Source organism: Massilia atriviolacea (assembly GCF_003953935.1).
Classification (GTDB): Bacteria; Pseudomonadota; Gammaproteobacteria; order Burkholderiales; family Burkholderiaceae_D; genus Telluria_A; species Telluria_A atriviolacea.
On record NZ_RXLQ01000004.1, the window covers coordinates 278,688 to 303,262 of the forward strand.

The window sequence follows — 24,575 nt, forward strand, 5'->3', positions numbered from 1 at the left end:
CGGCGCCCGCGCCCGCCCCGCGCCGCAGGACGCGGTCAACGCCCGTGACTGCCCATGACGACCTTGAGCGTGTCGATCAGGATCAGCAGGTCGAGGAACAGACTGTTGTTTTTCACATAATACAGATCATACTGGAGCTTTTGCACCGCGTCATCGACAGATGCGCCATAACCGTAACGCACCTGGGCCCAGCCGGTGATGCCGGGCTTGATGCTGTGGCGCACGTTGTAGTAGGGAACCTGCTCGTTCAACTGTTCCACGAAGTAAGGCCGCTCCGGACGCGGGCCGACGAAACTCATCTCGCCCTTGAACACGTTGAGGATCTGCGGCAACTCGTCGATGCGGCATTTGCGGATGAAGTTGCCCACCCGCGTGACGCGCGGATCGTTCTGGGCCGCCCACTGCGGCTTGCCGCCCTTTTCGGCATCGTTGTACATGCTGCGGAACTTGAGCACCTTGAAGGTCTGGCCGTTGGTGCCGACCCGTTCCTGCTGGTAAAAGATCGGGGCGCGGTCTTCGATGTAGATGGCCAGCGCGGTCAGGAACATGACCGGCAGGGACACCACCAGCAAGGTGCCGCTGACCACCAGGTCGAAGGTGCGCTTGACGAAAATGCGGATGAAGCTCTGGTCGAAGCCGCCGCCGAAGACCAGCCAGCTCGGCTGCAGCGAATCGACCCGGATCTGGCTCGTTTCGCGCTCGAAGAAGGTGGCGGCGTCGATGACTTTCACGCCGTACAGCTTGCATTCGAGCAAATCCTTGATGGGAAAGGCGCCGCCGCGGCGGTTTTCCACCGACACCACGATTTCCTCCACATCGTGGCGGCGCGCCAGGGTCAGCAGCGATTCGCCGCCGCGCACTTCCAGCAGGGCCGAGGCCGGCACACGCGATTCTTCCGAGGGCATGGCGATGAAGCCGGCGATTTCGTAGCGGTGGTAGACCTGGTCGCGGTTGGCCAGTTCGCGGCATTCGTTGGCCAGGGCGCCGCCGCCGACGAACAGGATGCGCGATTCGAACTTGCGCGCTTCCGAAGTCTTGAGGAAAATCGTGCGCGCCACAAAGATGCCGGCGGCGCCGATCATGAAGACCAGCAGCATGATGCCGCGCCCGAAATACAGGTTCGGCACCACGTAGAACAGCAGGGTCAGGATGCAGAAGCCCATCGCGAACGAGGGCAGCAGCTTCTGGAAGAAGGGATTGCGCAAGCCTTCGGTCAGGTTGAGCTGGTACATGCCGAGCGCGCTCATGCTGAAGACGATGGCGACCGCGTAGGCGATCGCGGAAATCAGGAAATTGTCCAGGTGCGGCGGCATGGAAGTCTTGCCGTCTTCGTAGACGCGCAGCGCCGCGCCCGCGTACGCCGAACCGATCAGTATCAGCACCTCGACAAACAGCAGCACGAATACGACGCGTGAGACATAGTGATTAGAAATCCGAAGCATTTTTCCACCCCTGGACAGGATAAGTGGCGTTGTATGGCGGGCGACTCTGGCGCCCTGCCGCAGCGCTTTTAGTTGTTGTAAGTCAAATTCCGGATGTACCACGCCATGGCTTGCTGCATGCCCTCGCCGATCCGGTGGGTGGGGGCAAAGCCGAGCAACTTGATCGCTTTGGAAATATCGGCCTGCGAGTGGCGCACATCGCCGGCGCGGAACGGCGCGTACTGCGGCTGGTGCGCTCGCACGTGCGGAAACTGTTCTGCCAGCAATTCGCACATCATCGCGTGCAGCTGGTTCAGGCTGGTGCGCTCGTTGAGGGCGACGTTGTAGACCTGGTTGCTCGCTTCCGGGTCGTCGGCCAGGGCGGCCAGCAGGTTGGCCTGCACCACATTGTCGATGTAGCAGAAGTCGCGGCTGGTTTCGCCGTCGCCATTGATGAACAGCGGCTTGTTCTTGATCAGCGCGGCAATCCATTGCGGGATCACGGCGGCGTAGGCGCCGTCCGGGTCCTGGCGCGGGCCGAACACATTGAAGTAGCGCAGGCCGATGGTCTGGGTGCCGTAGCAGCGCCCGAACACCTCGGCGTACAGCTCGTTGACATACTTGGTGATGGCGTAGGGCGACAGCGGGCTGCCGATCTCGTCCTCGACCTTGGGCAGGGCCGGGTGGTCGCCGTAGGTCGAGCTGGAGGCGGCGTACACGAAGCGCCTGACCTTGGCATCGCGCGCGGCCACCAGCATGTTCAGGAAACCTGTGACGTTGGTGTCGTTGGTGGCGATCGGGTCTTCCATCGAGCGCGATACCGAGCCCAGCGCCGCTTCGTGCAGCACATAGTCGGCCCCGGCCACGGCGCGCGCGCAGTCGGCGGGGTCGCGGATGTCGCCGCGGATAAAGCTGAAGCTGGCCCAGGCCGCGCTGCCGACCAGTTCGCGCACCTGGTCGAGGTTGTGCTGGTGGCCGGTGGCGAAGTTGTCGAGGCCGGTGACCTTCTGGCCCAGCCGCAGCAAGGCTTCCACCAGGTTCGACCCGATGAAGCCGGCCGCGCCCGTGACCAGCCAGTGGCTGCGGTGTTCGCGCAAATGCTGTTGAACCTCGATAAATTTACCCACGGCAGACTCCAGTTTCTTATTCATGCTGCATACAGGGAAGCGCCGGCGGGCGCCTCCCGAAGGCCACTACAGGCGCCAGACCGAAAAGCCGGCGGCGCGCAAGGCATCCTGGTCGAACAGCGATTTGACATCCATGAAGCAGCCGCCCGGGTTCAGCTTGGCCTGCAGGTCGGACAGCGGGCGCGCCAGCAATTGCTGGTGCGAGACCGCCGCGATGATGGCGTCGGCCTGCGGCAAGGCTTCCCAGCTGTCGAGTTGCACGCCGTACTCGTGCATGGCTTCGGCGGCGTCGGCCACCGGATCGTGCACATGCACCTGCACCCCGTAGCTGGCCAGCTCGGTAATGATATCGGCCACCTTGGAATTGCGCAGGTCCGGGCAGTTTTCCTTGAACGTCAGGCCGATCACGTTGACCTTGGCGCCCTTGACGCTGAAGCCGGCCGCGATCATCGACTTGACGGTCTTTTCGGCCACGAACTTGGCCATGCCGTCGTTGATGCGGCGTCCGGCCAGGATCACCTGCGGGTGGTAGCCGATCATGTCGGCCTTGTGCGTCAGGTAATACGGGTCGACCCCGATGCAGTGCCCGCCCACCAGGCCCGGACGGAACGGCAGGAAATTCCATTTGGTGCCGGCCGCTTTCAGCACTTCCAGCGTATCGATGCCGATCTTGTCGAAAATGATGGCTAGTTCGTTCATCAGCGCGATATTCAGGTCGCGCTGGGTGTTTTCGATGACCTTGGCCGCTTCCGCCACCTTGACGCTCGGGGCGCGGTAGACGCCGGCCGTGATGATCGATTCGTACAGCTTGGCCACGTCGTCGAGGGTGGCCTCGTCGTCGCCCGAGACCACCTTGAGGATGGTGGTCAGGGTGTGTTCCTTGTCGCCCGGATTGATGCGTTCTGGCGAAAAGCCGACGTGGAAATCCTGCTTCCAGGTCAGGCCGGAATGCTGTTCCAGGATCGGAATGCAGACTTCCTCGGTCGCGCCCGGATACACGGTGGACTCGAAGATGACGATCGCGCCCTTCTTCATGTGCAGGCCGACGGTCTTACTGGCGCCCGCGAGCGGGGTGAAGTCGGGATTGTGGGCGCTATCGACCGGGGTCGGCACGGCTACCACGATGTAATCGGCGCCGGCGATGGCGGCCGGGTCGGCGCTGACGGTCAGGTGCCGGGCGGCGCGCATTTGTTCACTGCTCAGTTCGCCGGTAGGGTCGATGAAGCGCCGATAGCTGTCGATCTTGCTGGTCGACAGGTCGAAACCGATGGTCGTGCGTTTTTTGCCGAACTCGACAGCCAACGGCAGGCCGACGTAACCCAGGCCAACGACGGCCACTACTTTTGCTGCTGCTTCCATCTTCGGATTCCCTGTTTAAAACGTATTTTGTTATTATAACAACTGAATTACGCCAGCATAATTTCCATCTTGAAAACAAGTGTGCGCCCTGTGGCGCCAGTGTCAATACCGGTCAGGCATCGAGGCGCTCCGCTGCGCCAAGATGGCATGGACCAGGGCAATGAACGCCGCAGCGGTCTCAGCGGACGACAGGCGGGAGCTGTCGCTGAGCAATAAATAATGATCGGAATTGTATACTTAGGAATATACACTCTTTCCTTGCGAAATAGCAAAGTTCGTTACAACTTAACTAACTATTAGAGAAATTGGTGTTGTTATTTTTATCTGTCCATGACAGGACGGGTCGTTCGCGGGAGAGGCGCGCCCGGATGCGTCCGGAGGCGGCGGCGCAGGCCGTGCCGCGTTCCGGAAAAGGCCGCATAAGACGGGCCTGAATCCTTATTGTAATGAGGTGCACGCAGGCCCAAAAAGTATTATTGGTAACTGTTGCGTTTTCGCCCTGAGGGCCGATTTCCGCTATGTGAGCAGGGTATCGGCGCCTGGTTTGCGCGTGCGCAAAGTGCCCGGCGCGATCTTGAACATCGATGGCCGCGCGCGCCGCAACAGGCGAGGGGCAGTGGCAGGTTTTTGCCCATTTGGTATCGAATATCGCTACCTGTCGATACGTTTACTTTTTTGAAAGAGGGTTACCTATACTGCGACCCATCCGAACCTGCAGTGCGTCAGCCAGACTGGATGACGCTGCAGAGGCGCGCTTGCAGTGCGTTTATACTCAGGAGATTGGTAACATGGTCAAGGCAAAAACTATTCTGGCATTGGTGGCGGTATCGAGCCTGCTGTCGGCATGCTACGTCGTTCCGATCGATCAGTATCCGCCGCGCGCCAACGGCAATTACAGCCACAACAATGGCGGTGTCGCCATCGTGCCGGCAGCGGCGGTCCGGCCGGTCTACACCGCCCGCCTGTATCCCGCCAACGACGCGGCATCGCGCATCGGCCGCATTTCCGGCACGATCAGCAATCCCGAACGCGGCCATGGCGAATTCTCGTTCGCGGCCGACGGCGAAGCCTTCTCCGGCGAAGCGACGCGCGATCCGGGCGCGGCCAAAGGCGTGGCCAACGCCTCCGGCAACCGCGGCGGCTATGTGCGCTGCGACTACGCGATGACCCGCGCCGAAATGGGTTCGGGCACCTGCGTGTTTTCCAGCGGCGCGCGTTTCGACATGCACATCACGCAGTAAGCCGAGGAGCCCGGGCAGGGCGGGCGGATACGGGACAAGCACGCTGTGTGTATGACACGATGGTGCGCAGCAGCCTGTCCAAGCTGTCCTGTTTGTGGCTGTATCGATGAACATGTCTATTCTGGTGCGCGACGACGTGCCGCTCGGTTTTGCGATGGTGGCCGTGGCCCATGCATCGCTGGCCGGCTATCTTCAATTCAGGGACACACCGGAAGTCCAGGCATGGCTGGCAGGCCCGTTTTTCAAGGCGGTCTGCATCGTCAACGCCAAGCAATTCGAGAATGCCAAGCAGGTGGCCGACCATGTCGTGCTCACCGAGTCCGCGCTCGACAAGCGCGAAGTGGCGATTGTCTTGCGTCCGCGCGAGGAGTGGCCGAAGATGTTCAAGTTCCTCAAGCTGTACCGCAGCGTGCCGGTGGCCGGCGAAGACAAGACCGCTTAAAGACGCCTGCCGTCCAGCATGGCCATGAAGCGCTCCACCTGCCACTGCTTGCGGTCCGATACCTGGCCGTCGCCCAGCTCGATCAGGCGGAGGGTCCCCTCGCTGGAAGCGGCCACGTCAACCGAGAAGAACGGGCTGTCGATGCGGCGCGCAAGTTCATGCACCAGCGCCGGTGCAATGCCCTCGCGGCCGAACGCCTGTCCACGCAGCACGAAATAGCGCTCCTCGCTGTCCGCTTGCAGTTGTTCGAATTTGCGGATGCATACCCCGCCCTCGAGCGCGCCCCGGTAGCGTTCGATCAGGCCGACCAGCTCGCCAATCTCGTGCGGGGTTGCCGCCACCGAGCCGCGCTGGGTCGTCAGCGATTTGACGTAGTCCTTCACGAAATAGGCGGGCCAGTTGCGGCCCTCCATGGCGGCGGCAAAGTCCGCATCGCGCGCAAGGACCACTGTTTCAGGCGTGAATTCTTCGCACAGTGCGTACCACTCGGGCAAGTAATGGCAATGACGATACTGGGCCGGACTCGTCAGCATCGCGCAGCCAACCCCGGCAATGCCCTGATGCAGGCGCACATAGCGATCGGGCGAGAGCATCCAGCCACGGTAGAGCACCTCGACGCCGGCAGAGAGGGCCGGCAGCGCCCTGAATTGCCCCGTTTCAAAGTCTTCGAAGGAAAACAGCGAGCATGCGACACCGGCCGCGCGCGCGGCCGCGTATTCCTCGCCATACGCTTCGTCGGCAAGGCGCTTGTTGAAGGGATCGCTGGGGAACAGCAATTGGACCGGATGGGCAGCCTGGACCTTGGTCATGTGTTCAGCAGCCCTTTGTAATAGTCGGCAACGTTATATCCTGCACCCTTGCCGATGCGCTGCGCCGCCTGTGTCCATGGCCAGAAGGGGGTCCCCGCCGCAGTCCGCATCCCCGGCAATGTCTGTCCTTCGCGCGTGGCCATGCCCCAGGCCCCGCCGTGCTTGAGCCGAACAACTTCGCCAAGGTAACTGCCGTACATCCGCGCTACCGCCATGAGCTGCTCGTCCGACGGACGCGGCGATTTGCTGGCGTAGGCGATGTGAACGCGTGCCAGCACGGCGTCGAGCTGCGCCATGCTGGCATCGGTACCGTCGAGCTTGATGCCGAACTGGTCGCGCGCCGTCGCCACCGCTTGCGCCGCGTAGGCGGTGGCGGCGCGCTGCACCGCCGCGTCGGGGACGAACCCGGCTGCCGGTGTGCCGGCCGCCAGCGTCGCGTTAGCGAACAGCGCGGCGGAGACGAACAGGAGGGTTTTGATCGGCGGCATGCGGACTTTCCATGGGGGAACGCGTCGATTTTAACATCGCGATGCCGCCCGGCCGCACCGGCGCCGGCCGCTCACGCCCCGTCCTGCTTGCGCAGCCGGCTCAGCAGTTCCTCGACGCTGTCGCTCACCGGCAAGCCGTGCTGGCGCAGCAACTGCAGGTGCAGCACCAGGTTTTCCAGCACCAGCTTGGCCGACACCGCCAGCAAGGTCATCAGCCGGTCTTCGGTGCTGAAGTTCTCCATCGCGGCGGCCATCTCGCACAGATGCGCCGCCACCAGCTCGCGCAGCTCGCCCTCGCCGAAGGGCAGGTCGGCAAAGTCGATGGGGTCTTCCTGCTCGACTTCTTGCATCAGCGCGGCAAGTTCCTGAGGTTTGATCGGCATGCCCATCTCCAGAAAGTTGACTCGCTTCCATTCTAGGCCGGGACGCGACAGGCGCGCCGATCCACGCTAAAATGAAGCGGCGTTGATTCCCCATCGTCGTCAGCCACGTGATCGGATGCCATGGCGCGTCTCATTTTCACTCAGCAACTCGCCCGCTTCACCGCCGTGCCCCAGGTCGAGACCAGCGCGGCCACCCTGCGCGGCGGACTCGATGCCGCCTTCGCGGCCAATCCTTTGCTGCGTGGCTACGTTCTCGACGACCAGGACCACCTGCGCGAGAATGTCGTCGTGTTCATCGATGGCCGCCGCAGCGAGGAACGCATCCGCCTCGACGATCCGCTCGCACCCCACAGTACTGTTTACATTCTTCAAGCACTTTCCGGAGGCTGACTATGCAAGCGCGTGCCTATCTTTCCACCCGCAAGGGCCTGTTCGAATTGCAGCGCGGCGGCAGCGGATGGGAGATCGGCCCCAGCCACTTTCTGGGCGAGCCGGTCTCGATCGCCCTGGCCGACCGGCGCGACGGCGCGCTGTACGCGGCACTGAACCTGGGCCACTTCGGCGTCAAGCTGCACCGCAAGGATGCCGGCAGCGGGGCCTGGACCGAGATCGCCGCGCCCGCCTATCCGCTCAAGCCGGAAGACAGTCCCGACAAGATCGAGTGGAAAAACAAGCTGATCTGGTCGCTGGAGCCCGGCGGCGCCGACCAGCCCGGCGTGCTGTGGGCCGGCACCCTGCCGGGCGGCCTGTTCCGCTCGAACGACCGCGGCGCCTCGTGGGAGCTGGTGCGTTCGCTGTGGGACGTGCCGCAGCGCGCCGAATGGTTCGGCGGCGGCTACGACGTGCCCGGCATTCACAGCATCTGCGTCGATCCGCGCAACAGCGACCATGTGCTGATCGGCGTCTCCTGCGGCGGCGTCTGGCGCACCGAAGACGGCGGGGCCAGCTGGGCCATCAGCGCCACCGGCATGCGCGCCGACTACATGCCGCCCGAACTCAACGAAAATGAAGCCGTGCAGGACCCGCACCGCATCGTGCGCTGCGCAGGCGACCCGGACGTGCTGTGGTGCCAGCATCACAACGGCATCTGGCGCTCCGCCGACAACGGCCACCGCTGGACCGAAGTCACGCAGGCGCCGCTGTCGAACTTCGGCTTTGCCGTGGCCGCCCATCCGCGCGATGGCGGCACTGCCTGGTTTGCCCCGGCCGAGGCCGACCAGCGCCGCATTCCGGTCGGCGCCGCCATGGCGGTGACCCGCACCCGCGACGGCGGCGGCAGTTTCACGGTGGGCAAGGCGGGGCTGCCGCAGGCGCATTGCTACGACCTGGTCTACCGCCATGGCCTGGCGGTGGCCGAAGATGGCGCCACCTTGCTGATGGCCTCGACCAGCGGCGGCGTGTGGATGTCCGACAATGGCGGCGACAGCTGGCATACGCTGTCGACCACCATGCCGCCTGTCTATGCTGCGTGTTTTGCCTGAGCGAAATAGCTCAGGAACATGCTGACGGCGGCGTCGACCACGGCCGCCTGCAAGGCCGGCGCCAGCGGCGGGGCGCCCATGGTCACCTGCGGCCAGAACGCCATCGCCTTGACCTGTCCCTGCAGCAGGGTGGCGGCGAAGACGGGGTCGCATTCCTTGAGCCTGCCGTCGGCCAGGGCGGCGCGGATCCAGCGCGTCACGCCTTCCTCGCGTTCGCCCAGGCGCGCCACGATCGCGCGCGCCCGTTCGGGTGCGTGCATGCCTTCGGCAATGGCCACCCGCGCCAGGTCGAGAAAGTCCTGGTCGGCCATCGCTGCGACCTTAACGGTCATCAACTCCGTCAACTGCGCGCGCAGGCTGGCGTCCTTGCGATAAGGCAAGTCCAGCGCGGCGGCGCTGCGCTCGAACAATTGCACCAGGGTTTCGGCGAATAACTCATCCTTGCTGGGGAAATGGTTGTAGACCGTGCGTTTCGACACGCCGGCATTCGCGGCGATCTTGTCCATGCTGCTCGCTTCGAAGCCCAGGCTGCGAAATTGTTCGGCGGCCGCCGCCAGGATGGCCAGGCGCTTGCGGTCGGTCAGGCGCTGAGGCGCCTTCGTTTGCGGTGAGTTCATCTCAATATTTTACACCCGCCAGTTTACTTTTCCAAAAATTGAAACTACACTGTGTAGTGTACATTTTTGATCGGGACTTTCCGTGCACCGACTTTTTCTCCCTCTCCTGTTAATAGGAATATGCATCATGGCCTCTTGCACCTTCGCCGGCAGCCCCGCGCCGCGTTATTCCTCGCCCCAGTTCAGCGAGGGCAAGTTCCGCAATCCGGTTCCCATGTTCAAGCAAAGCGCGACCGAGATGGTGGGCATCTTCTGGACCTTTTTGACGGGCAAGAACAAGAACACCATGCCGAGCGGCGCGATCCCGGTGCAAGCGCTTACCCGCGCCCAGTTGCTGTCCGCGCCAGACAATACCCTGTTCCGCCTCGGCCATTCGACCCTGCTGCTCAAGCTCGACAACGCCTTTTACCTGACCGATCCCGTGTTTTCCAAGCGCGCCTCGCCGGTGCAGTGGGCCGGTCCCGCGCGCTTTCACCAGCCGCCGATCGGCATCGACGAGCTGCCGCCGCTCAAGGCGGTGATCCTCTCGCACGACCATTACGACCACCTCGACCACGCCTCGGTGCTGGCGCTGGCCGCCAAGACCGAGCAATTCCTCACGCCCCTGGGCGTGGGCGACCGTCTGGTGGCCTGGGGCATCGATGCCGCCAAGGTGAGCCAGCTCGACTGGTGGCAGGAGCGCAAGGTCGGCAATGTGCGCCTGGTCGCCACCCCGGCCCAGCACTTTTCCGGACGCAGCCTGTCCGATGCCAACTCGACCCTGTGGGCTTCCTGGGTGTTCGTGCACAAGGACTTGCGCGTGTTTTTCAGCGGCGACACCGGTTACTTCGACGGTTTCAAGGCCATCGGCGACAAGTTCGGCCCCTTCGACGTCGCCATGCTGGAAACCGGCGCCTACGACAAGCAGTGGCCCGATGTCCACATGCAGCCCGAACAAACCCTGCAAGCTTTTCTCGACCTCAAGGGAAAATGGCTGATGCCGGTGCATAACGGCACCTTCGACCTCAGCCTGCACCCCTGGAGCGAGCCTTTCGACCGCATCGCCGCGCTCGCCACCGCGCGCGGGGTGCTCCTGACCACCCCCGAAATGGGGCAGGCGCTCGACCTGAACCAGCCCGCAGCGGGCCAGGCGTGGTGGAAACGCGTCGATCCGGCACCGGGCTGAGGATTTTTTGCCCTTGGCGTCGCATTATTTCCACATGCCAATATCATGCGGATATAGTGCGTTTTGCTATAAATCGGGTCATCTGAAAGCGTTTTCGCGAGGAGTTGCACCAGCATGGATCTGGCATAACCGTCATACGGTTTATGAATGCAATATGTTGGTGCAAGGCAACAAGTTATGCGAATCCGGCATAACTGCCATTGGGAGAATAAATTAAGAAAATATGCTGCGGCGCAGTATATTTTGAACCGTCAGCTGGCTACGCAGCAGACGATTCGAGCGCCAGAAGCGCCGGATTTATCCATCATCCCCTCTGGAGGTTTTATGTTTGCCACTACCCGTTTTGCCACCGTACTGTCCGCGACCTTACTGTGCCTGAGCGCGACCCAGGCCATGGCTGAAGACCGCCCGGCCCGTCTCGACGTAGCTGGCTGCGAAAAACCCGAGTTCCCGGTGCGTTGGCAGGATGACGGCGAAAGCGGCACCGTCACCGTCGCCTACCTGATCGATACCGACGGCAAGGTCGTGCAGTCGAAAGTGGTGGAGTCGAGCGGCGCGGTGCGCGTCGATCGCGCCTCGGTGCGCGCCGGCGCCCGCTGCAAGTTCGAACCGGGCGCCAAGGACGGCCAGGCCGCCCTGGCGTGGGCCAAGGTCAAGTATTCCTGGATCGTCGAGTAAATGGGCGTGCCCCGGCGTGGACATCTGCCTGTCCACGCCTGCCAGGTGGTTTAGAAGCGGTACAGTAGCGACGCTTCCAGCGCGCGCCCGAAGATCGGCCGTGCATTGATCGGACCGCTGCTCTGCGCCCCGGTCAGGCGGGAATTGCCTTCCGTCAGCCCCAGTTCATTGCCCAGGTTCGTGCCCGCGAGCCGGAATTCCCAATGCGTGCCCACCGATGCAAGGATGCCGGCGTCCACCGTTTGATACGATGGCAGGTAGGACAGATTGGCCTGGTCGGCCCAGCGGCTACCCACGTGCGCGTAGGTCCCATACAGTTTCAGCGAATTGTCGCCCATCGGAATCCGGTAGCTCGGCGACAGGCGGAACTGCATCTTCGGCTGGCGCTGCACCAGCTTGCCCGCAATCGCCGGATTGTCGCGGTATGTCGATTCCTGATAGTTGCCCATCAAGCTCACCTGCAGGTTCTTCACCGGCCGCACGGCCAGTTCGAACTCCACGCCATGCCCGCGCGAGCCGCTCACCGAGTTCAGCACGGCGTCGGTCGTGATCTGCTGGAAGGAAATGCCGGTGAAGTCCGTGTAAAAGCCGTTGATGTAGGCACTGTACAGTTCGCCCACGGTCTTGAAGCCGACTTCGTACTGCGTCACCTTCGGCGTCGGCACGCCCTTGCGGTCGTTCAGCGCCGCCTGGGTGCCGGCGTTGCGCATGTCGTCGAAATAGATGAAGGTGTGGCCGGTATTGGCGCGCGCAAACACGCTCATGTCCTTGGAAAACTTGTAGATCCCGCCCACGGTAAAGGAATTGACGCTGTCGTCGCGGCTGAGCTGGGTGTTGGTGCCGGTCGGCACCGAGGTGCCGTTGTTGTACACCGTCAGCGGATTGGCGTCGGTATCCATCGACGTCAGCGTGGAAATCGTCGCTTTCAGGCTCTGCTTTTCGCGGCGCGCGCCCACGTCCAGCTTGATCTGCTCGTTCACCTTCCATTCGTTGGCGAGGAACAGGGCGGTATTGTTGCCCTTGTACGATGCCACAGGCGCATAGAACACATTCCCGTCGACCCCGTTGCGCGAGACGATGGTGCCGTTCGCCAGTTGCACATCGATCAGGCTGGCGTTGGGCGTGGCCGTCATCAGGTGGCTGTTGCCCAGGTACCATTCGTCATTCGACTTGTAGCGCGCCAGGTAGGCGCCGACGGTGGTCGTGTTGTTCTTGAGCAGTTCGCGGCTGATGCGGAATTCGTTGGTGAACGAGCTCAATTTCTTCTCGACCGACCACAATCCCGCCTGCACCACTTGCTGGTTGGGGTCGACCACGCCGCCTTTCACATAGCTGATGCTGCCCGAACCGGCGGCCGCGCCCGGATTGTGGGTCGCGTTGGCATTGGCCAGGTAAGCCGCCGCCGTCAGCGGGTTGTTCCCGGTGAACATCGAGATCGTGTTCAGGTCGCCGTTGAAGTAGTTCGCCTTGTTCGACACGTCCCAGCCGCCCAGTTTTTGCTCGTACTCGGCGCCGAAGACTGTCGCATCCATGCCGCGCCCGTCGGCCAGGTCGCGCGTGAGGGTCTTGCCGGGCGCCGCGTCGATGGTGAAGTGGCGCATCTCATTGCTCATCAGGGTGCCGGTGAGCGGATCGAAGCCGGGAAATGCCGTGATCGTGCGCCCGTTGTCGCTCGAAATGAGCGGCACGCCGGTGTAGAAGGCGTTCTTGTCCTTGGTGCTGCGCACGTAGGCCGTCACTTCGCCTTCGTTCAGCTTGCGCGTGACGGACGCCGTCAGCTGCTTGCCGTCGTCGGCCTTGAATTGCGGATCGCGCACGCCCTGGGTCTGGCGCGCGAAGCCGCCGATGGTCCCGTACCAGCCATCGGCAATCTTGCCGCCCACAAAGGCATCGAGCCGGCGCAGCTTGCCGGTGCCGGTGGTAAAGCGCAGGGTGGCTTCCGGCGTATCCTCGCCCTTTTTCAGGATGAAGTTCATCGTCGCGCCCGGCTGGCCGACCGAATAAATCGTGCTCGGCCCGCCGCGCAGCACTTCGACGCGCTCGACCGTGTCGTCCAGGCGGAAGGCCGACGATCCTTCGAAGAACGACAGCACCGGTACCGGATAGATGGGATTGCCGTTCATCTGCACCGACACGAAGGGCGAATCGCTACCCGAGGGAAAGCCGCGCACCTCGATATTCGCGCCCGACTGGCCGCCGGTCGACTCCGCATACACGCCCGGCACCAGTTTCAGCACGTCGGCGGTGCTGCTGGGCGAGGCCGATTTGAGCTGCTCCTCGGTCGCCGTGGTGATCGAAAAGCTGGTGTCGATCTTGCGCGTGCCGCGCGCCGACGCGGTGCCGGTCACCACCACCTGCTGGATTTCGGTCGCCACCGCTTCGGCGGCCGCCGCATCCAGCGCCGCCGGGGCAGGGGGCGCGGACTGGCCGGCTGCCTGGGCCTGGTTGATCAGGGTCAGCACGGCCAGCGTGACTGAGGAAAGCAGGAAGTGCTTGTGACTGTTCATCGTTATGCTCGCTTTTTTATCTGTGTTCTTGTTGAAATCCGTCTCCTGGACTGGCGGCGCCCTGGCTTGGTGGCGCCCGCCGCATGCCTGTCCCCTGTCCGTTCCCGCCACGCCGCGCGGTGGGCCGGTCGGCAATTTATTATGATGGCAAGAAAAGACGAATCATTGAAACAAGAAATGATATCGATGTCAATCGAAATGTTATCGATGTCATTTGGCCTGTAGAAAGGCGTAAACCTGTCATAATGCGTCGGTGTCGTTGTTTTCCTACCAAAATTGAGCGTTTCCATGCCCGCAAACAAGGCTGCAAAAAAGACTGCCGCGCCGGCACCGAATAGCGTGCCGCGCAAGAATGAGGCCTCCCTGACGATGGAAGACCTCGCCAGCCTGGCGGGCGTATCCACGATCACGGTCTCGCGCGCGCTGCGCGACAGCCCGCTCGTGACCGAAAAGACGCGCGAAAAGATCCGCCGCATCGCCGACGAGCAGGGCTATCGCCTGAACATCAGCGCGCGCAACCTGCGCATGCGGCGCAGCTACTCGGTCGCGGTGGTGGTCGAAATGACGCCGGTGAAGGGCCGCCCCATGTCGGACCCGTATCCGCTCGAACTGTTGGGCGGCATCACCCAGGAACTGACCACGGCCGGCTACAGCGTGGTGCTCACCTCCAAGCAGTTGATGGATACCGCGCCGGTGCAGGGCGCCGACGGCCTGATTCTGCTCGGCCAGGGCTCGCACGGCGAAGCGGTGCGCTTCCTGCAGAAGGCCAACCTGCCGCTGGTGGTGTGGGGCGCGCCCGAGAGCGGCGCCATCGTGGTCGGCAGCGACAACCGCCGTGGCGGCGCCAGCGTGGCCGAACGCTTCCTCGCGCAGGGCCGGCGCAAGCTGGTGTTCCTGGGCGATGTGGACCACGCCGAAGTCCAGGAACGCTGCGCCGGCTTCATCGACGCGCTGGGCGGGCAGGGCACGGTGCACATCATCCGGCCCAAGGCCTTCACCTTCGAATCGGGCTTCGACAGCATGACCGCGCTGCTCAAGAAAAAGGGGCATGCCTTCGACGGCGTGTTCGCCGCCAGCGACCTGCTGGCCATGGGCGCGATCCGCGCGCTCACCGAAGACCAGCTGCGCGTGCCGGACGACGTGTCGGTGATCGGCTACGACGACACGCCCGGCGCGGCCAGCTTCGTGCCGCCGCTGACCAGCGTGCACCAGTACCTGCGCGACGGCGGCGTGCTGCTCGCCAAAAAAATGCTGGCGCTGATGAACGGCGAGCCGGTCGAGTCCGAAATGCTGCCGACCACCCTGATCGCGCGCCAGACCTGATTTTTCCTGATTTTTCCAAGGTAATCTAAATAAATTGACAGTCCAAACCGATTTGAAATAGACTCGGCTCGAATCCAAACCGGTTTGAAACGTAAAAATTCAAAAGACAGACAAAGGACAAACCCGTGCCGCACGCCAGCATCCCCCACGCTCTTCCGACCGATCCATGGTCTCTTCGCGAGACCAGCTTCGACCCCGCCACGCATTTTCTGCACGAGACCCTGTTCGCGCTCGGTAACGGCTACATCGGCCAGCGCGCCACGCCCGAAGAAGGCTATAGCGGCCCGGCCGGCAGCTCGCTCGACGGCACCTACCTCAACGGCTTCTACGAGTCCGAAGCGATCGTCTATCCGGAAGCGGCGTACGGGCTGGCCAGGACCAGGCAGTTCATGCTCAACGTGCCGAACGCGAAAGGCATCGCCATCTGGATCGGCGACGAGCGCTTCGACCCCTTGCAAGGCACGCTCGACCGCTACGAGCGCGTGCTGGACTTTCGCACCGGCGTGCTGCGGCGCAGCCTGGAATGGACCTCGGCCGGCGGCAAGCGCCTCGGCCTCGTCACGCGGCGCGTGGTCTCACTGGCCGACAAGCACCTGTTCGCGCTCGATGTCGAACTGACCGCGCTCAATTTTTCGGGCCAGGTGCGGGTCGAGTCGGGCATCGACGGCGCCGTGCGCAACCAGGAAGCTGGCGACGATCCGCGCATCGGCTCCGCCGTCTCCGGTCCCGCGCTGCACCTGCTGGCGCTGGAGCAGGGCGCCACCATGTCCAGCCTGACCCAGCGCACCCACAACAGCGGCTTCACGCTGGTGAGCGCGATCGACACCTTGGCCGCGGTGGCGGGCAGCGCGATCTCGCGCGATCTCGCGGCCAGCCACAGCTTCACCTTCGACCTGGATGTGATGCTGCCGCAACGCCTGACCAAATACGGGGTCTACTTTTCCTCGCGCGACTATCCGGAGGCCGAACTGGCAGGACTCGCCGGCGCCGCCCTGGCCAAGGCCAGGCTCGATGGCTTCGACGCCCTGTGCGCGCGCCAGGCGGCCTACCTCGCCGACTTCTGGGACCGCGCCGACGTGGAAATCGCCGGCGACGACGCGCTCCAGCAAGGCATCCGCTTCAACCAGTTCCACCTGCTGCAATCGGTGGGCCGCGACGGCAAGACCAATATCGCCGCCAAGGGCGTCACCGGCGAAGGCTACGAAGGCCACTACTTCTGGGACACCGAGATCTACATCTTCCCGTTTTTCTTGTACAGCAAACCCGACGTCGCCAGAGCGCTGCTGGCCTACCGCTACGCCGGCCTGGAACAAGCCCGCGCACGCGCGCGCCAGATGTCGCACGCCAAAGGCGCGCTGTACCCGTGGCGCACCATCGCCGGCGAAGAGTGCTCCGCCTACTTCCCGGCCGGCACCGCGCAGTACCACATCAACGCCGACATCGCCTACTCCATCAAGCTGTATCTGGACGCCACCGGCGACCTCGATTACATGGCGCAGGCCGGGGCCGAAATCGTGCTGGAAACCGCGCGCATCTGGATCGGCATCGGCAATTACGACCGCGCCGGGCGCTTCTGCATCAACGAAGTCACCGGTCCCGACGAATACACGGCGCTGGTGAACAACAACTACTACACCAATGCCATGGCGCAGATGCACCTGCGCTTCGCGGCGGAGATTGTCGACACCCTGCGCGGCGCGCGTGCGCACGACTTCGAACGCATCGCGCAAGCCATCGGCCTGGACGACGCCGAACCGGCCGCCTGGCGCCGCGCCGCCGGCCGCATGGCGCTGCCCTACGACGCCGCCCTCGGCATCCACGAGCAGGACGACAGCTTCCTCGGCAAAAAGCCGTGGGACTTCGCCGCCACGCCGAAAGAGAACTACCCGCTGCTGCTGCACTACCACCCGCTGGTGATCTACCGCCACCAGGTCTGCAAGCAGGCCGACGTGGTGCTGGCGCTGCTGCTGCTGTCCGACCAGTTCACGCAGGACGACAAGAAGCGCGACTTCGACTACTACGAAGCGGTGACCACCCACGATTCGTCGCTGTCGTCCTGTATCTTCAGCATCATCGCGTCCGAAGTGGGCTACCACGACAAGGCCTACGACTATTTTCTCGAGACCGCGCGCCTGGACCTGGACGACACGCACGGGAACACCCATTACGGCGTGCACACGGCGGCCATGGCCGGCACCTGGATGGGCGTGGCCTACGGCTTTGCCGGCATGCGCGTGGCCGACGGCGCGCTGCGCTTCGCGCCCACCCTGCCGCCGCGCTGGCAGCACTACCAGTTCCGGATTCACATCCACGGCGCGCTGCTGCAAGTGCGCGTCGACGCCGCCGAAGCGCGTTACACCCTGCTGCAGGGCGAGTCGCTGACGTTGACCCACGCAAGCGAGCGCGTGTCGCTCACGCGCGCCGCGCCATCGGCAGCGGTGGCGCGCCAACTTCAGGAGCAAACGGCATGAGCAGGTTCAAGGCAGTCATTTTCGATCTGGACGGCGTCATCACCGACACCGCGCATTATCATTACCTGGCCTGGAAGCGGCTGGCCGAAGCGGAGGGCGTGCATTTCGACGAAGCCTTCAACGAACAGTTGAAGGGCATCGACCGCATGGGTTCCCTGAACCTGATCCTGGCCGGCGCGCCGCGCAGCTACAGCGATGCGCGCAAGCTGGCGCTGGCCGACGCCAAGAACGGCCACTACCAGGAGCTGATCGCCACCATGTCGGAGGCCGACCTGCTGCCCGGCGCGGTCGAGGCGCTGGCGGCGGTGCGCGCGGCCGGCCTGCGCATCGGCCTCGCCTCGGTCAGCAAGAACGCCTTCACGGTGCTCGAACGGCTCGGCATCCGCGCGCGCTTCGATTACGTGGTCGACGCCGCGCTGATCGCCAACAGCAAGCCGCATCCGGAGATCTTCTTGACGGCCGCGCGCGAACTGGGCGTGGCGCCGGCCGACTGCCTGGGCGTGGAAGACGCGGTGGCCGGCGTGGCATCGATCAAGAGCGCCGGCATGTGGGCGCTCGGCATCGGCAGAGCGGACGTGCTCACGCAAGCCGACCGGGTCATCCCGGCGCTGGACCGCTTCAAGCTGGAGGAATATTAATACCAATAAGCGCCATGACACCGTCATTCCCGCGCAGGCGGGAATCCAAGGCTTCTTCGCCGTGGGGCGCCTGGCCCGTCGCGGGAATGACGGTGCAGCAGGAAGTAGCACACCAAAATAAAAAATATTGGAGACAGTGTGAAAAACCAACGCATCATGTTAGCCCTCTTCTTGATTTACTTCGTCTTTGCGATCCTGTTGAACAGCGTCGGCACGGTCATCCTCCAGGTCATCGGCAACTACGGCGTGAGCAAATCGAGCGCCAGCATCCTGGAAGCGTTCAAGGACTTGCCGATCGCGCTCGTGTCCTTCCTGGTGGCGTCCTTCCTGCCGCGCATCGGCTACAAGAACGCCATGCTGGCCGCGCTGGCGCTGGTCACCGCCGCCTGCGTCGCCATGCCGCTGCTGCCCGCCTTCTGGACCGCCAAGCTGCTGTTCCTGTGCGTGGGCGTGGCGTTCGCGCTGGTCAAGGTGTCGGTGTATTCGACCCTGGGCCTGATCGCGCGCGACCGCCGCCATCACGCCGGCATCATGAATACGCTGGAAGGCGTGTTCATGGTCGGTGTGTTGAGCGCCTACTGGATCTTCGGCTGGTTCATCGACTCGTCCGACCCCGCCTCGCGCAGCTGGCTGCAGGTGTACTGGGTGCTGGCCGCGCTGTGCGGCCTGACCTTCGTGCTGGTTCTTTGCACCGCCTTCGACGAAGGCACGGCGCAGCTGCCGCAAGGGCGCAGCCGCTGGGACGACTTTACGGCCATGCTCAAGCTGTTCTTCAAGCCGCTGGTGTGCGTGTTCGTCATGACCGCCTTCCTGTACGTGCTGATCGAGCAGAGCGTGGGCACCTGGCTGCCGACCTTCAATAACGAAATCCTCAAGCTGCCGGCGGCCATGAGCGTGCAGGTCACCAGCATCTTCGCCGCCTGCCTCGCCATCGGGCGCCTGTCCGCCGGATTCGTCATGCGCAGGATGAACTGGTACCCGGTGATGAACATCTGCGTGATCGGCATGGCCGCGATGGTGCTGCTGGCGCTTCCGCTCACGCACGACGTGGTGGCCGACCCCGGCATCAGCTGGTCCAGCGCGCCGCTGGCGACCTTCCTGTTTCCGCTGATCGGGCTGTTCATGGCGCCGATCTACCCCGGCATCAATTCGGTCATGCTCAGTTCCCTGCCGCCGCACCAGCACTCGTCGATGACCGGGCTGCTGGTGATTTTTTCGGCGCTGGGCGGCACCACCGGCTCCTTCATCACCGGCTACGTGTTCGGCAATTTCAGCGGCCACTTCGCCTTCTACCTGACGCTGGTGCCGATCACCCTGGTGCTGGTTACCTTGTACTTCTTCAAGCGGCAGGTCGATCGTGCCGCCTGACCGTGTTGCTATAATTGCCGTCTTTACGACATCGACCAACGAAGTTCGACCATGAATCTCAAGAGCCTGGCCCGTACGCTCGGGATTTCGAAGACCACCGTCAGCCGCGCCCTGAACGGCTACCCCGAAGTCAATGTCCACACCCGCGAACGCGTGCTGGCCGCCGCCAAGGAAGCCGGCTACGAAGCCAATCCGATGGCGCGCAGCCTCGCGGTGGGCCGCACCAATGTCTTCGGCATCATCTACCCGCTGCTGCCCAGCGACCTGGGCGACCCGATGTTCCTGGGTGTGGTGGGCGGCATGTCGGCCGCGCTCGAAAAGAGCAAGATGAACCTGATCATCGCGCCGGTCTCGCCGCAGAACGAGCTGCCCTCGTACGAACAGATGGTGCGCGGGCGCCGCGTCGATGGCCTGGTCGTCAGCCGCACGCTGGTGCACGACGAGCGCATTGCCTACCTGGTGAAGAAGGGTTTTCCCTTCGTGGCGCACGGGCGCACGGAACTCAAGCAAGCGTACGCCTGGTTCGACTACGACAACGAGGCCGGCATCGGCCTGGCGTGCGCGCACCTGATCGAACATGGCCACCGCCGCATCGCGCTGGTGAGCGCACCGCTCGAACTCAATTTTGCATGCCAGCGCAAGAACAGCTTCATCGCCTGCATGACGCAGGCCGGCCTGGCTGTCGATCCGCGCCACCTGGTCGAGAACACGCTGGACCGGCGCACCGGCTACCAGGCCATGCAGGAGCTGCTGGCCTGTTCGCCGCGCCCGAGCGCCGTCATCGTCGACAATCACCTCTCCGGCGTGGGCGCGGTGCGCGCGCTGCTGGACGCCGGGATCGACATCGGCAAGGACATGTCGGTCATCGTCTGGGGCAGCATCGAGGACAGCCTGGTCGGATCGAACGTCACCACCATCGACCAGCCGGGTCCCACCGAGGCCGGCGCGAAGATGACCGAGATGCTCTCGGCCCTGGTGGCGGGCACGCCGCCGGCGCAGTTGCAGGTCCTGTGGCAGCCGGTGCTGCTGCCCGGCGCCACGGTCGGGCGCTGTCCCGCTTAGATTGCGGCGCGCCAGTCGCATTGACGTTCATGCAAAATTGCCTTACTCTCTACACGGGCGGATCCTTCAAGCCGGCCTGTTCTTGCCTCGTGCAGGGACAAGCCTCTACGGGGCTACCCCGTGGGACAGGTAGTATTGTGCAATTCACCGCATGAGCCGCCGTGCGCTGCCGCGCACGCTAGCTCGCGCATCACGAGACTGGTTGAAGGCGCTCCGCCCACCCCTCAAAGTTAAGCAGGTATGATTCCCAAAGACGCCGTCGCCCTGGCGCTCGCCGACACCATGCTGGCGCGCGATGCAACGCTCGCAGGCCTGATCGCCAGTGCGACCTGGGCGTTCGACCATCCATGGCCGTGGATCCCGGCGCTGTGCGAAGCGATCCACGCGCGCACCGCCGAACACTTTTACCATGTCAGCCGCGATGAACTGGCGCGTATCATCTTCGAGCTCGACGTGTTTCACGACGCCTGGGAGGGCGACGCGCCCGCGCCGCACATCAAGCGCTACTGCCTCGACCTGCCGATCGTGCCGCTTGCGCCCGACTGGCTGGCCGCGCTCGCGCTGCCGGCCCTGCCGTCGGTGGGCGAACTGGCGCAGTGGCTGCGCCTGCGTCCCGACGAACTCGACTGGTTCGCCGACCGGTGGCGCGTGGCGCCGTCGGCGCAGGCGCAGCTTCGGCACTACCACTACCGCTGGGTGCCCAAGCGCAGCGGCGGCGTGCGCCTGATTGAAATTCCCAAGCAGCGCCTGCGCGCCATGCAGGCGACCATCCTGCGCGAGATCCTCGAGCGCGTGCCCGCGCATCCGGCTGCGCATGGCTTCCGCCGTGGGCGGTCCTGCCTCACCCATGCGGCCCTGCATACCGGACAGCGCGTGGTAATCCGCATGGACCTCAAGGATTTCTTCCCCAGCATTCCGGCCTCGCGCATTCACGCGCTGTTTGCCAGGCTCGGTTACTCGCAGACCGTCGCGGGCGTGCTGGCGCGCCTGTGCGTCAATCGCGTGCCGGCCGGCGTGCTGCGCGAACCGGCCGGCGAGAACACGCTCACCTGGGCCCAGCGCCAGGCACTGCGCGCGCCGCACCTGCCGCAAGGCTCGCCCTGTTCGCCCGCGCTGGCCAATGCCTGCGCCTGGCGCCTCGACGTGCGCCTGGACACGCTGGCGCACTCGCTCGGCGCGCGCTACAGCCGCTATGCGGACGACCTGGTGTTTTCCGGCGGGCGCGCACTGGAACGGGCGATGGACCGCTTTCACGCGCAGGTCGGCGCCATCGCCCTCGAAGAAGGCTTTGCCGTCAACACCCGCAAGACGCGCATGATGCGTGAAGGCGTGCGCCAGCAGGTCACCGGGATCGTCGTCAACCGCCATCCGAATATCGCGCGCAGCGAGTTCGACCTGCTCAAGGCCACGCTGACCAACTGCGTGCGCCACGGACCGCAGGGGCAGAACCGCGACAACCGGCCGGATTTTCGCGCCTGGCTGGCGGGCAAGGTGGCCTATGCCGCGATGGTCAATCCCCGCCGCGGCGCGCGCTTGCAGCGCCTGTTCGGCGCGATCGCCTGGAGTGCGCCGTGACGCCGGTGCCGCCCAATGTGTACGCCGCGCCCAAGTCCAGCTTCCAGGAAGCGCCCCTGGCGCATTGCTGGCGCGAGGGCGACATGCTGGTCGCCCCGGCCCAATCGCGCCTGCCGCTGCGCTGCGTCAAGTGCAACGCGCCGGCGACCCTGGACAGGCCGCGTGCCTTTTACTGGAACCATCCTGGCTGGTACCTGCTGTTACTGGTCGTCGTGTACGTCGCGATCGCCCTGTTCGTGCGCAAAAAGGCGATTGTCTCGATCGGCCTGTGCGGCCGGCACCGCCGCCGTCGCCGCCTTCTGTCCTGGGGCGGCTATGGCCTGTTTGCGCTCGGCCTGTACGCGCTGATGTCGGCCATCGACCCGGTCAGGCCGTTCCTGGGATGGGTCGGATGCCTGCTCATGCTCGCAGGTATTCTGTGCGCCAGCATCGGCGCGCGCTTGCTGCGCGTGGTGCGCATTACCGACCACGAGATCCGTTTCAAAGGCTGCGGCCCCGCCTTTCTCGACTCGCTCCCCCCGCATTGAGAAAACACAGGAAACAATTGGAAGCCATCATCTTCGTCGGCCTGCAAGCCAGCGGCAAGTCGACCTTTTACAAGAACAACTATTTCAACACGCACCTGCGCATCAGCAACGACCTGTTGAAAACCAGATACCGCGAGAAAAAGCTGCTGGAGATCTGCCTCGAAACCGGTATGCCTTTCGTGGTCGACAACACGAATCCCACGCGCGAGGTGCGGGCGAAGTACATCGATATGCTCAAAGGCAGCAAGTTCAAGATCCGCTGCGTGTATTTTCGCATCGACCTGGAACGCTCGCTGGCCTGGAACCGCGGCCGCAGCGGCGCCGCGCTGATCCCGGATGTCGGCATTTTCGACACCCACAAGCGCATCGAACTGCCCAGCCTGGCGGAAGGCTTCGACGAACTGCATTACGTCGACATCATCGACAATCAATTTATCGTAAAGGCATGGAATGAAATTTGACGAACTCGACGCGATGATGCGCGCTTACGAAACCGCCAGCGACCGTTGCGTGGAGCCCGGCGTGTACATGGTGGCGCGCATCGACGGCCGTAGTTTTACCAGGCTGACCAAGGAAAAAGTCAGTTTCGAGGCGCTGTTCGACGTGCGTTTTCGCGACCTGATGGCCGAGACCACGCGTCACCTGATGAACTGCGGTTTCAAGGTCGTCTACGCCTACACCGAAAGCGACGAAATCTCGCTGCTGTTCGACCTCGATATCGATGCCTACGGCCGCAAGCTGCGCAAGTATACCTCGATCCTGGCGGCTGAGGCCTCGGCAAAATTGAGTCTGATGCTGGGCGAGCTGGCCGCATTCGATTGCCGCATTTGCGAGCTGCCTGACCGCAAGACCGTGGTCGATTATTTCCGCTGGCGTAATGAAGACGCGCATCGTAACGGCCTCAATGCGCACTGCTACTGGATGCTGAGGAAAGAGGGTGTGGCCAGGGGCGCGGCGGCGGCGCAGATCGAGGGCCGCAGCATCGAGGACAAGGTGGCGCTGCTGGCCAGTCGCGGCATCGATTTCCACAGCTTGCCGGCATGGCAGTTGCGCGGCGCCGGGTTTTACTGGGTGGACCAGGAAAAACGCGGCTACAACCCAAAGCAGCGGATCGAGGTCGTGTCCAGCAAGCGGGTCATCAAAACCGACATCGCTCTGCCCGCAGGTGTGGCCTATGCCGACTTTGTGCGCGCCATGCTGCCGGCATGAGTCCGCGGTCTGGGCGTGCGTCAAGCTGCCAGCGACGATACAAAAGCAACGACCGGTCGAAATGGTCGCTGGTTGCCGCCAGTGATTGCTTATACTTTTCTCGGATGAAAATGGAACCCTTCGCCGAAAGCCGCCATGCAAGAGACGCCGACCAAGCTTGATGTGCCGCTGCGAAGCGATGCCGACATCAGTCCGGCAAGCGCTAGCCGGCGCGATGGCCAGCTGATCGTCATTCCTGCCGGGGCATCGTTGCCTGCGCGCTGCGTCAAATGCAATGCGCCAGCGCAGGTGGGCAAGCCACAAACGTTTTCCTGGCACGATCCTGCATGGGACTCATTTATATCGGTTAACTTCCTGCTGCATATCGCGGGGGCGGCTGCGTTACAGGAATCGGTCAGCTTGGCCGTTGGCCTGTGCGAACGACATCGGCGCTGGCCCCGCTGGCTCAACTATCTCTCGCATGTCTCGACCGCGCTCGGTTTTGCAACGCTCGCCGCCGCGTTCTTTGTGGAGGAAAGCCTGCTCATCGGATCGATGGCTTGCGCCATCTGGCTGGTCGCCGCCATCATCGGCAGCGCCGCCGGGCATGCGCTGACGGCGACCTACGTCAGCAAGACTGAAGCCCGGCTGAAAGGGGGCGGCGCCGCGTTCCTCGATTCGCTGCCGCCCCGCTAAGCGTTACCG

Annotated in this window: 24 protein-coding genes; 16 read left to right on the forward strand and 8 right to left on the reverse strand. The window is 63.8% G+C overall.

What is annotated here, in order from left to right:
• Window positions 1-35 precede the first annotated feature (35 nt).
• The 3 genes from EJB06_RS09235 to EJB06_RS09245 all read right to left on the reverse strand — a co-directional run bounded on the left by EJB06_RS09235 (window position 36) and on the right by EJB06_RS09245 (window position 3,907).
• On the reverse strand, window positions 36-1,400 hold the full coding sequence (locus EJB06_RS09235; RefSeq protein ID WP_370660121.1) for a TIGR03013 family XrtA/PEP-CTERM system glycosyltransferase: 1,365 nt from the start codon (window positions 1,398-1,400) through the stop codon (window positions 36-38).
• 110 nt (window positions 1,401-1,510) lie between these two features.
• Entirely contained in the window at window positions 1,511-2,572 is a 1,062-nt protein-coding gene (locus tag EJB06_RS09240; protein WP_126073715.1) for an SDR family oxidoreductase, read from the reverse strand.
• 42 nt (window positions 2,573-2,614) lie between these two features.
• Complete coding sequence (locus EJB06_RS09245; RefSeq protein ID WP_126073716.1) at window positions 2,615-3,907, reverse strand: nucleotide sugar dehydrogenase; 1,293 nt, start codon at window positions 3,905-3,907, stop codon at window positions 2,615-2,617.
• A gap of 788 nt (window positions 3,908-4,695) precedes the next feature.
• On the opposite strand from EJB06_RS09245, the gene EJB06_RS09250 reads away from it, so the two are divergent.
• Together EJB06_RS09250 and EJB06_RS09255 are read left to right on the forward strand one after the other, a co-directional pair.
• Window positions 4,696-5,148, forward strand: coding sequence for a hypothetical protein (locus EJB06_RS09250; RefSeq protein ID WP_126073717.1), 453 nt, complete (start codon window positions 4,696-4,698; stop codon window positions 5,146-5,148).
• Between the two features lie 106 nt (window positions 5,149-5,254).
• Window positions 5,255-5,590, forward strand: a complete 336-nt coding sequence (locus EJB06_RS09255) for a hypothetical protein (RefSeq protein ID WP_126073718.1) — start codon at window positions 5,255-5,257, stop codon at window positions 5,588-5,590.
• On the opposite strand, the gene EJB06_RS09260 is transcribed toward EJB06_RS09255, so the two are convergent.
• The 3 genes from EJB06_RS09260 to EJB06_RS09270 all read right to left on the reverse strand — a co-directional run bounded on the left by EJB06_RS09260 (window position 5,587) and on the right by EJB06_RS09270 (window position 7,270).
• On the reverse strand, window positions 5,587-6,399 hold the full coding sequence (locus tag EJB06_RS09260) for an ATP-grasp domain-containing protein (protein WP_164557879.1): 813 nt from the start codon (window positions 6,397-6,399) through the stop codon (window positions 5,587-5,589). The two genes, EJB06_RS09255 and EJB06_RS09260, sit on opposite strands and share 4 nt — an antisense overlap.
• On the reverse strand, window positions 6,396-6,887 hold the full coding sequence (locus EJB06_RS09265; RefSeq protein WP_126073719.1) for a hypothetical protein: 492 nt from the start codon (window positions 6,885-6,887) through the stop codon (window positions 6,396-6,398). Before EJB06_RS09265 ends, EJB06_RS09260 begins: the two co-directional genes overlap by 4 nt.
• Window positions 6,888-6,958: 71 nt before the next feature.
• Window positions 6,959-7,270: a hypothetical protein gene (locus EJB06_RS09270; protein WP_126073720.1), complete on the reverse strand. Its 312-nt coding sequence runs from the start codon at window positions 7,268-7,270 to the stop codon at window positions 6,959-6,961.
• Window positions 7,271-7,390: 120 nt separating this feature from the next.
• Between EJB06_RS09270 and EJB06_RS09275 the strand changes: the two genes are divergently transcribed.
• Together EJB06_RS09275 and EJB06_RS09280 are read left to right on the forward strand one after the other, a co-directional pair.
• Complete coding sequence (locus EJB06_RS09275) at window positions 7,391-7,660, forward strand: MoaD/ThiS family protein (RefSeq protein ID WP_126073721.1); 270 nt, start codon at window positions 7,391-7,393, stop codon at window positions 7,658-7,660.
• A 2-nt stretch (window positions 7,661-7,662) separates the two neighbouring features.
• Window positions 7,663-8,751: a WD40/YVTN/BNR-like repeat-containing protein gene (locus tag EJB06_RS09280; protein WP_126073722.1), complete on the forward strand. Its 1,089-nt coding sequence runs from the start codon at window positions 7,663-7,665 to the stop codon at window positions 8,749-8,751.
• Here EJB06_RS09280 and EJB06_RS09285 read toward each other — a convergent pair.
• Window positions 8,730-9,368: a TetR/AcrR family transcriptional regulator gene (locus tag EJB06_RS09285; RefSeq protein ID WP_126073723.1), complete on the reverse strand. Its 639-nt coding sequence runs from the start codon at window positions 9,366-9,368 to the stop codon at window positions 8,730-8,732. The two genes, EJB06_RS09280 and EJB06_RS09285, sit on opposite strands and share 22 nt — an antisense overlap.
• A 127-nt stretch (window positions 9,369-9,495) precedes the next feature.
• Between EJB06_RS09285 and EJB06_RS09290 the strand changes: the two genes are divergently transcribed.
• Together EJB06_RS09290 and EJB06_RS09295 are read left to right on the forward strand one after the other, a co-directional pair.
• On the forward strand, window positions 9,496-10,533 hold the full coding sequence (locus EJB06_RS09290) for an MBL fold metallo-hydrolase (protein ID WP_198420796.1): 1,038 nt from the start codon (window positions 9,496-9,498) through the stop codon (window positions 10,531-10,533).
• Window positions 10,534-10,857: 324 nt separating this feature from the next.
• Entirely contained in the window at window positions 10,858-11,211 is a 354-nt protein-coding gene (locus tag EJB06_RS09295) for an energy transducer TonB (protein WP_164557880.1), read from the forward strand.
• Window positions 11,212-11,261: 50 nt separating this feature from the next.
• Here EJB06_RS09295 and EJB06_RS09300 read toward each other — a convergent pair whose 3' ends face one another.
• The gene (locus EJB06_RS09300; RefSeq protein ID WP_126073726.1) at window positions 11,262-13,718 is read right to left on the reverse strand and encodes a TonB-dependent receptor; all 2,457 of its coding nucleotides are present in this window, start codon (window positions 13,716-13,718) and stop codon (window positions 11,262-11,264) included.
• A gap of 339 nt (window positions 13,719-14,057) precedes the next feature.
• Between EJB06_RS09300 and EJB06_RS09305 the strand changes: the two genes are divergently transcribed.
• The 10 genes from EJB06_RS09305 to EJB06_RS09350 all read left to right on the forward strand — a co-directional run bounded on the left by EJB06_RS09305 (window position 14,058) and on the right by EJB06_RS09350 (window position 24,566).
• Window positions 14,058-15,041, forward strand: a complete 984-nt coding sequence (locus EJB06_RS09305; protein ID WP_229426991.1) for a LacI family DNA-binding transcriptional regulator — start codon at window positions 14,058-14,060, stop codon at window positions 15,039-15,041.
• A gap of 125 nt (window positions 15,042-15,166) precedes the next feature.
• A complete protein-coding gene (locus EJB06_RS09310; protein ID WP_229426992.1) occupies window positions 15,167-17,512 on the forward strand; it encodes a glycoside hydrolase family 65 protein in 2,346 nt (781 codons plus the stop codon).
• Window positions 17,509-18,150 (forward strand): beta-phosphoglucomutase, encoded by a 642-nt coding sequence (gene pgmB, locus EJB06_RS09315; RefSeq protein WP_126073728.1) that lies wholly within the window; start codon window positions 17,509-17,511, stop codon window positions 18,148-18,150. Before EJB06_RS09310 ends, pgmB begins: the two co-directional genes overlap by 4 nt.
• 156 nt (window positions 18,151-18,306) lie before the next feature.
• Window positions 18,307-19,518: an MFS transporter gene (locus EJB06_RS09320; protein ID WP_229426993.1), complete on the forward strand. Its 1,212-nt coding sequence runs from the start codon at window positions 18,307-18,309 to the stop codon at window positions 19,516-19,518.
• Between the two features lie 51 nt (window positions 19,519-19,569).
• Window positions 19,570-20,580: a substrate-binding domain-containing protein gene (locus EJB06_RS09325; RefSeq protein ID WP_126073730.1), complete on the forward strand. Its 1,011-nt coding sequence runs from the start codon at window positions 19,570-19,572 to the stop codon at window positions 20,578-20,580.
• Window positions 20,581-20,820: 240 nt separating this feature from the next.
• Window positions 20,821-22,155, forward strand: a complete 1,335-nt coding sequence (locus EJB06_RS09330) for a reverse transcriptase family protein (protein ID WP_126073731.1) — start codon at window positions 20,821-20,823, stop codon at window positions 22,153-22,155.
• On the forward strand, window positions 22,152-22,682 hold the full coding sequence (locus EJB06_RS09335; protein WP_126073732.1) for a hypothetical protein: 531 nt from the start codon (window positions 22,152-22,154) through the stop codon (window positions 22,680-22,682). Before EJB06_RS09330 ends, EJB06_RS09335 begins: the two co-directional genes overlap by 4 nt.
• 17 nt (window positions 22,683-22,699) lie before the next feature.
• Window positions 22,700-23,143: an ATP-binding protein gene (locus tag EJB06_RS09340; protein ID WP_126073733.1), complete on the forward strand. Its 444-nt coding sequence runs from the start codon at window positions 22,700-22,702 to the stop codon at window positions 23,141-23,143.
• Window positions 23,133-23,891, forward strand: a complete 759-nt coding sequence (locus tag EJB06_RS09345) for a tRNA(His) guanylyltransferase Thg1 family protein (protein WP_126073734.1) — start codon at window positions 23,133-23,135, stop codon at window positions 23,889-23,891. Before EJB06_RS09340 ends, EJB06_RS09345 begins: the two co-directional genes overlap by 11 nt.
• 135 nt (window positions 23,892-24,026) lie before the next feature.
• Window positions 24,027-24,566 carry a hypothetical protein gene (locus EJB06_RS09350; RefSeq protein ID WP_126073735.1) on the forward strand — a complete coding sequence of 180 codons (540 nt, stop codon included), beginning with the start codon at window positions 24,027-24,029 and terminating at the stop codon, window positions 24,564-24,566.
• Window positions 24,567-24,575 lie beyond the last annotated feature (9 nt).

Bases quoted from the DNA above. Each gene is read 5' to 3' on its own strand.
- EJB06_RS09320 (WP_229426993.1), top strand. From the start codon at position 18,307: ATGTTAGCCCTCTTCTTGATTTACTTCGTCTTTGCGATCCTGTTGAAC.
- EJB06_RS09280 (WP_126073722.1), top strand. From the start codon at position 7,663: ATGCAAGCGCGTGCCTATCTTTCCACCCGCAAGGGCCTGTTCGAATTG.
- EJB06_RS09330 (WP_126073731.1), top strand. From the start codon at position 20,821: ATGATTCCCAAAGACGCCGTCGCCCTGGCGCTCGCCGACACCATGCTG.
- EJB06_RS09325 (WP_126073730.1), top strand. From the start codon at position 19,570: ATGAATCTCAAGAGCCTGGCCCGTACGCTCGGGATTTCGAAGACCACC.
- EJB06_RS09290 (WP_198420796.1), top strand. From the start codon at position 9,496: ATGGCCTCTTGCACCTTCGCCGGCAGCCCCGCGCCGCGTTATTCCTCG.
- EJB06_RS09240 (WP_126073715.1), bottom strand. From the start codon at position 2,572: ATGAATAAGAAACTGGAGTCTGCCGTGGGTAAATTTATCGAGGTTCAA.
- EJB06_RS09285 (WP_126073723.1), bottom strand. From the start codon at position 9,368: ATGAACTCACCGCAAACGAAGGCGCCTCAGCGCCTGACCGACCGCAAG.
- EJB06_RS09265 (WP_126073719.1), bottom strand. From the start codon at position 6,887: ATGCCGCCGATCAAAACCCTCCTGTTCGTCTCCGCCGCGCTGTTCGCT.
- EJB06_RS09255 (WP_126073718.1), top strand. From the start codon at position 5,255: ATGAACATGTCTATTCTGGTGCGCGACGACGTGCCGCTCGGTTTTGCG.
- EJB06_RS09245 (WP_126073716.1), bottom strand. From the start codon at position 3,907: ATGGAAGCAGCAGCAAAAGTAGTGGCCGTCGTTGGCCTGGGTTACGTC.
- EJB06_RS09295 (WP_164557880.1), top strand. From the start codon at position 10,858: ATGTTTGCCACTACCCGTTTTGCCACCGTACTGTCCGCGACCTTACTG.
- EJB06_RS09300 (WP_126073726.1), bottom strand. From the start codon at position 13,718: ATGAACAGTCACAAGCACTTCCTGCTTTCCTCAGTCACGCTGGCCGTG.
- pgmB (WP_126073728.1), top strand. From the start codon at position 17,509: ATGAGCAGGTTCAAGGCAGTCATTTTCGATCTGGACGGCGTCATCACC.
- EJB06_RS09250 (WP_126073717.1), top strand. From the start codon at position 4,696: ATGGTCAAGGCAAAAACTATTCTGGCATTGGTGGCGGTATCGAGCCTG.
- EJB06_RS09275 (WP_126073721.1), top strand. From the start codon at position 7,391: ATGGCGCGTCTCATTTTCACTCAGCAACTCGCCCGCTTCACCGCCGTG.
- EJB06_RS09345 (WP_126073734.1), top strand. From the start codon at position 23,133: ATGAAATTTGACGAACTCGACGCGATGATGCGCGCTTACGAAACCGCC.
- EJB06_RS09270 (WP_126073720.1), bottom strand. From the start codon at position 7,270: ATGCCGATCAAACCTCAGGAACTTGCCGCGCTGATGCAAGAAGTCGAG.
- EJB06_RS09350 (WP_126073735.1), top strand. From the start codon at position 24,027: ATGCAAGAGACGCCGACCAAGCTTGATGTGCCGCTGCGAAGCGATGCC.
- EJB06_RS09260 (WP_164557879.1), bottom strand. From the start codon at position 6,399: ATGACCAAGGTCCAGGCTGCCCATCCGGTCCAATTGCTGTTCCCCAGC.